The 4,594-nt window shown below is 70.0% G+C and carries 4 protein-coding genes; all 4 read left to right on the forward strand.

Annotated elements, in window-relative coordinates:
* Positions 1-1,314 (forward strand): helix-turn-helix domain-containing protein (locus EAO77_RS39215; RefSeq protein WP_187283581.1); only part of this gene is annotated, 1,314 nt, incomplete at its 5' end.
* A 13-nt stretch (positions 1,315-1,327) separates the two neighbouring features.
* A complete protein-coding gene (locus EAO77_RS36550) occupies positions 1,328-2,122 on the forward strand; it encodes a DciA family protein (RefSeq protein WP_187283582.1) in 795 nt (264 codons plus the stop codon).
* Between the two features lie 417 nt (positions 2,123-2,539).
* Positions 2,540-3,199: a ParA family protein gene (locus EAO77_RS36555; protein ID WP_147992587.1), complete on the forward strand. Its 660-nt coding sequence runs from the start codon at positions 2,540-2,542 to the stop codon at positions 3,197-3,199.
* Positions 3,199-4,377 carry a ParB/RepB/Spo0J family partition protein gene (locus tag EAO77_RS36560; RefSeq protein WP_147992588.1) on the forward strand — a complete coding sequence of 393 codons (1,179 nt, stop codon included), beginning with the start codon at positions 3,199-3,201 and terminating at the stop codon, positions 4,375-4,377. Before EAO77_RS36555 ends, EAO77_RS36560 begins: the two co-directional genes overlap by 1 nt.
* Positions 4,378-4,594: the final 217 nt, after the last annotated feature.

Raw genomic sequence — 4,594 nt, forward strand, 5'->3', positions numbered from 1 at the left:
GGCCACCTCCAGGTGGACGCAGCACACCAGTGGATCGCCACCACGACCGGCCGCCTCGCCCTCGACCCCTACAGCTGGATGCAAGCCGTCCACTGGATCGACGAACAGGCCACCCGCGGCGCCTACACCCCCTCCCGCAGCCACGGCCCCAAGTGGGGCCCCACCACCGTCGCCATCGCCAAGCTGATCTCCGCACTCACCGAATGCCGCCCTGGCATCGACTGGATCGCCCGCAAGCTCGGCGCGTCCGAGCGGACCGTGCAGTACCACCTCGACATGCTCCGCGAGACCGGACTCCTCGCCTACCGCAGCAAAGGCACCCGACTGTCCGGACGCGTGCGGCAGGCCTCGCACTTCGAGCGCATCATCCCCACGGCATTCGACACCACCCTCGGCATCCAGACGACCGGTGCCAGCATCGAGCGCCGACCGGTCCGCATCGCCGAGCAGTCCCGCAAGCTGATCGCCAAGCTCGCGAAGAAGGCCACCCGCAAGACCCGCCGCCGGCGCACCAAGGGCCCTGTTTCGCGGGGGTCGCGTTGCACCCCAATGCAGGGTGGTACCTCAACTGTTCCTACTGCCGGTACTACCTCGCTCCCCCCTGAGAGCAAGCTCGCAAGCGGGCAGACCGTTTCCCCCACCCCGAAGAGCAGCAGCAAGAGCACCCGGGTCCTGAACAAGGTCGGCCGCCGCCACCAGCTCGCCCGACAGCTCACCGCCCAGGTGCCGTGGCTGCAGCACGCCTCCGTACCGCGGATCGCGTGGATCGTCCGCCACGTCGCCGACGCCGGCTGGACCGCCACCGAGGTCCAGGCTATCGCCGAACAGGACCACCCGCTCACTGCTGCTGACGTCCGCCGCGCGTCCGGGATGCTCTCCCACCGGCTCAAGGGCGTCCATCAGCTCTACCCGCAGCCCGCCCAGCGGGCCCGGCTCGTCGACCACTGGCGCGACCAGCAGACCGCCACCCGCGCCCGGCACGACGGCTACGAGCACGGCCTCACCGGCGCCCCCGAGCGCATGTCCGTCCGCCGGATCCTCGCCGGCGCCGTACAGCGCATGAACGAGCTGGCCGCCGCCACCACGGTCGTCGACTCCGTCATCACCGCCGACGACACCCCCGCCCTCGACGACCTCGACCCGGCCACCGTCATCGACCTCCGTGCGGCCGCGGAACGCGACCCGGCCGTCATCCACGCCTGCATCGACACCGCCGGCGAGTCCTACGCCCGCCGCCTGTACACCAACCGGCTCGTCGACCAGGTCCTCGCCGCCGACCGCTCGAGCAACCTCCGCCTCCACACCTACGCCTGACAGGAGACCCGCCGTGACCGAGCAGACCACCCAGCCCGTGACCGGAGCCGACCTCGCCCGCCAGGCCCTCAACGGCTACAAGGCCGGCCGCACCCCCGGCACCGGCCGCGCCCCGCGGAAGAAGACCGGCAGCACGCGCACCGACCGGACCGGCGGCCGCGACCCCCAGCCCTTCGCCGCCATCCTCGGCCGCATGGCCACCGAACAAGGCTGGAACACTAACCTGCAGGGCGGCAACATCCTCGACCGGTTCGACGAGCTCTGCCCCCAGTACGCGGGCAAGGTCCAGGCGCTCGAGTTCCGCGAGGACACGGGCATGCTCATCCTCCGGCCCTCCAGCGACGTGTGGGCCGCACAGCTCCGCCTCCTCGGCGACCAGCTCCGGAAGCAGATCAACACCAAGCTCGGCTCCGAGGTCGTGAGGGAGCTCGGTCTGGCACGCGTCGGCAACCTCGACACCAAGCCGCCCGAACACACCCGCGCACCCCAGGAGGCGCCCGCGGCCACGACCCCGCCGGCCGCCCCGAACCCGTACTACCTCGAGACCCTGGCCGTCGCCCGCGCCCACCGCCCGGACCGGACCGACCACCTGGCCCCCGCCGTCCGGGACGCCGTCCGCGCCCAGGACGAAGCCCTCCGCGCCAACCGGGAGCCCGACGACGCATTCACCGAAGCGGCCGCGCAGCAGGAACTCCTCGAGCGCAAGGCCGGACCCCAGGCCGACAGCCCCGAAGCCATCCGCCTCGCAGCCATCGCCCGCAAGTACGCCGGCGACCGCGAACCCCGCCGCCTCTTCGCCGCCTCGTGACCCGGCTTTACCGCGGTAAAGCTCCGCAGGGGGGAACATGCATCACGATCTACGGCACCGTGGGACGCCGAACCACCCCCAGCGGATCGGAGACACCCCATGGCCCGCACCCGCAGCAACACATGGCACCGGCGGCAAGCCCGGCTCGAGCGCGCATGGCTCGACACCTGGGCCCGCACCCACCAGAAGACCCCGGAGTCCCACAGCAGCACGACTCCCGCCGCTCGCCACGGCTTTACCGCGGTAAAGCCCAGCGGCCCTTCGCCTGCCGCGCACCAGGCAGCGTGACGCCTTTACCGCGGTAAAGAACCCGTCCGGGCGACATGCCAGGCACAGGCAACTCCCGCGCCCAACGCGTCTGGAATGATGCTCCCTGCCCGAAGTACCGGAACCCACGGGAAAGCATACGGAGCAACAATGCCAGCAGCAGTACACGTCGTGTCCATCGACCCTCAGGCCTCCACCGTCTGGTGGGCCAACAGGATCAGCGACCTCCCCTTCGACTTCTCCCAGGAACACGAGTCCCCGGAGAACCTGTCGATCCTCAAGGACACTGGCGCCCAAGTCCACGTCATCGCCAACCAGAAGGGCGGCGTCGGCAAGACCACCGTCACCCTCAACCTCGGCGCCGTCGTGGCAGACGTCCTCAAGGACAGTGACGCTCTCCAGCACGTCTTCATCGACACCCCCGGCAGCCTCCAGGACGAGAACCTCCTCCTCGAGGCCCTGAAGTACGCGCACGATGTCATTGTCCCCATGCCGCCCGAGCCCCTCGCGTTCGACCCGACCGCCCGCACCATCCAGAAGGTCATCGAACCTGCCGGGCTGCCGTACCACGTCCTCGTCAACAACTGGGACCCCCGGGACGGCAAAGCCGACCTTGACGAGACCCGCGAGTACATCGAAGCCCAGGGCTGGCGCTCCCTGAAGGTCGCCATAAGGCGCTACAAGGTCCACACCAGGGCCTCCGCCGAAGGGCGCGTCGTCACCCAGTACGACGAGAACAAGCCCTCCTTCAAAGCGCGAGAGGACTTCTACCGCCTCGCCATCGAACTCGGCTACGGCGGAGGTAAGTGATGGCAGGCCGCCGCACCAGCCTGGCCTCCCTCGCCGGCGCGAAGGTCGACGACGTCCCCGGCCGCAGCGACCCCCTGCTGCTGCACCTCCCGCTCAGCAAGCTCGTGCCGACCCGGTTCAACCCGCGGCGGAACTTCGGCACCGAGCAGGACCTCCTCGAGTTCGGGCAGCGCCTGGAGCAGAAGCAGCTGCAGCCCGCAGTCGTCGTATCCCGCGCCGCCTACCTGAAGCTGTGGCCAGAGGAAGACCAGCACGTTGGCGACGCCTCCTACGTCATCGCCAACGGAGAACGCCGCTACCGCGGATCCCGCGCGGCCGGCAGGGCGACTCTCGCTGTCGTCCACGACGAAGAAGTGGCCACCAGCCGCGCCACGTTCCTCGACGCCGTCCTCTCCGAGAACACCGACCGCGAGGACCTCGACCCCATTGAACGGGCCCTCGGCATCCAGACGATGGTCGAGCAGCTCGGCGGCAAGGCGAAGGTCGCCGAGTACTACAGCAAGTCGGCCGGCTGGGTGACCCAGCAGACCCGACTGCTCGACCTGGTGCCGGAACTACAGGCGCTGGTGTCGTCAGGAGAGCTGCCGCTGCGGGAAACCCGCGAGTTGTACGGGCTGCCCCCGGAGCAGCAGGTACCGGCATGGGAGGCGCGGCTTGCGGCTCGGGAGAGTGACAAGGCCCGGCCCCGTGCAGCCCGTACCGCACCGGCAGGAGTGGAGGCCGCTGCCCCGCCGACCCCAGTGGCTCCTGCCCCGGCAGAGCCCTTTACCGCGGTAAAGGACCTCGAGCCCGTAGGGGACGGAGAACGTGCCGCCGCGGCAAGCCCTCCGTCGCTGACCGTGGTGCCCACCGTCGTGGCGCCGGCCGGTGAGCAGGCGGCCTTTACCGCGGTAAAGGCCGAGCCTCACGATGTGCCCGAGCCTCGTGCGGAGCAGCAGCTGGCGCCCGATCTGGGAGAGGTGCCCGAGCGGCGGCAGATCAAGATGCCGTGGGCGAACGGCGCGGAGGCCATGAAAATAGTCTTCAGGGAGCTGACCAAGCGCGACCAGCGGGCCCAGGCCCTCACCCAGTACGTCGAGTGCGTCGGCGGCCTCGAGCAGATGGCCGGCGAGCTGGCGTCGGCGCTCGACCGGGAGGAGCGGGCCGCCCTGATCCAAGCCCTCAAGTCCACCCTGTAGCAGCCCACACCACGGCCCCGCCCCCTCCACCAGCACGGTGGTCGAGGCGGGGCCGCCTTTTCGTTTCCTGGCCAGGCCATGCGGTTCGCGAAGTGTGCCGGGGTTTTTCGTTCACACGAACGAGTGGAACGTGTCAACAACTCTTCCAATAGCAGCCTGCGGCAACTTGGCTGGCCGTGCCGTCCGCCCGGAAGAGCGGCGGCCAGGGGGCGTCGGG

The organism is Streptomyces sp. T39, from assembly GCF_008042045.1.
Taxonomy (GTDB): domain Bacteria; phylum Actinomycetota; class Actinomycetes; order Streptomycetales; family Streptomycetaceae; genus Streptomyces.

What these genes read in the sequence shown, in the direction of transcription:
- EAO77_RS36555 (WP_147992587.1), top strand. Translation starts at nt 2,540, where the DNA reads ATGCCAGCAGCAGTACACGTCGTGTCCATCGACCCTCAGGCCTCCACC.
- EAO77_RS36560 (WP_147992588.1), top strand. Translation starts at nt 3,199, where the DNA reads ATGGCAGGCCGCCGCACCAGCCTGGCCTCCCTCGCCGGCGCGAAGGTC.